1 protein-coding gene and 1 pseudogene are annotated in these 1702 nt (G+C 65.8%); both read left to right on the top strand.

Going from position 1 to position 1702, the window contains the following annotated elements; all coding sequences use genetic code 11:
• Nucleotides 1-666 (top strand): annotated as a pseudogene (locus tag AB0950_RS40370) (alpha-1,4-glucan--maltose-1-phosphate maltosyltransferase); the annotation flags it as partial.
• Nucleotides 663-1702, top strand: a 1040-nt coding sequence (locus tag AB0950_RS40365) for an alpha-amylase family glycosyl hydrolase (RefSeq protein ID WP_360576559.1), incomplete at its 3' end; no start/stop codon positions are given. The pseudogene AB0950_RS40370 and the gene AB0950_RS40365, both read left to right, overlap by 4 nt.

Here is a 1702-nt window from a genome sequence, read left to right as displayed (position 1 = left end):
CTGACCGAGTACCTCACCGAGTTGTCGGGTGAGGCGGCGGCCTGGATGCGGCCGAACTTCTTCGCCAACACCCCCGACATCCTGCACGCCTACCTGCAGCACGGCGGCCGGCCCGCCTTCGAGGTGCGGGCCGTGCTCGCCGCCACCCTCTCCCCCACGTGGGGCATCTACAGCGGCTACGAACTGTGCGAGAACACCCCGCTCAGGGAGGGCAGCGAGGAGTACCTCGACTCGGAGAAGTACCAGCTCAAAGCCCGCGACTGGGAGGCGGCGGCGCGTGAGGGCCGTACCATCGCGCCGCTCATCACCCGGCTCAACGACCTCAGGCGCCGCAGCCCGGCCCTGCGCCAACTGCGCGATCTGCACTTCCACCACGCCGACCAGGACGCGGTGATCGCCTACTCGAAGCGGAGCGGAGCGAACACCGTTCTGGTGGTCGCGAACCTCGACCCCCACCACACCCAGGAGGCCACGGTCTCGTTGGACATGCCGCAACTCGGCCTGGAATGGCACGAGTCGGTGCCGGTGCGCGACGAGCTCACCGGCGAGACCTACTACTGGGGCAGGGCCAACTATGTGCGCCTCGAACCGGGTCATAGGCCCGCGCACGTCTTCACCGTCCTGCGACCGTCCAACCCGCAGATCGGAGGGTCACCCACAATATGATCGTCAATGAGCCCGTCCCGGACACCTTCGAGGACACGCCCGCGAAGGACCGGAATCCGGATTGGTTCAAGCGGGCCGTCTTCTACGAGGTCCTGGTCCGCTCCTTCCAGGACAGCAACGGCGACGGCATCGGCGACCTGAAGGGTCTGACGGCCAAGCTCGACTATCTGCAATGGCTGGGAGTCGACTGCCTGTGGCTGCCGCCGTTCTTCAAGTCGCCGCTCAGGGACGGCGGTTACGACGTCTCCGACTACACAGCCGTCCTCCCGGAGTTCGGTGACCTGGCCGACTTCGTGGAGTTCGTGGACTCCGCCCACCAGCGCGGCATGCGCGTGATCATCGACTTCGTCATGAACCACACCAGTGACCAGCACCCGTGGTTCCAGGAGTCGAGACGCGATCCGGACGGTCCGTACGGGGACTACTACGTCTGGGCCGACGACGACAAGCAGTTCCAGGACGCCCGGATCATCTTCGTCGACACCGAGGCCTCGAACTGGACGTACGACCCGCTACGCAAGCAGTACTACTGGCATCGCTTCTTCTCGCACCAGCCGGACCTGAACTACGAGAACCCGGCCGTGCAGGAGGAGATGATCTCCGCGCTGAAGTTCTGGCTGGATCTCGGCATCGACGGGTTCCGGTTGGACGCGGTGCCGTACCTGTACCAGCAGGAGGGCACCAACTGCGAGAACCTGCCGGCCACCCACGCCTTCCTGAAGCGGGTGCGCAAGGAGATCGACGCCCAGTACCCGGACACGGTGCTCCTCGCCGAGGCGAACCAGTGGCCGGAAGACGTGGTCGACTATTTCGGGGACTATCAGTCCGGCGGCGACGAGTGCCACATGGCGTTCCACTTCCCGGTCATGCCGCGCATCTTCATGGCCGTGCGCCGGGAGTCCCGCTACCCCGTCTCCGAGATCCTGGCGAAGACGCCGGCGATCCCCTCCGGCTGCCAGTGGGGCATCTTCCTGCGCAACCACGACGAGCTGACCCTGGAGATGGTCACCGACGAAGAGCGCGACTACATGTGGGC

Origin of the sequence: Streptomyces sp. NPDC007189 (genome assembly GCF_040703635.1) — a bacterium.
Taxonomy (GTDB): domain Bacteria; phylum Actinomycetota; class Actinomycetes; order Streptomycetales; family Streptomycetaceae; genus Streptomyces.
The sequence above is the reverse complement of the archived record's forward strand: the minus strand, read 5'-3'. Positions and strand labels throughout refer to the sequence as shown.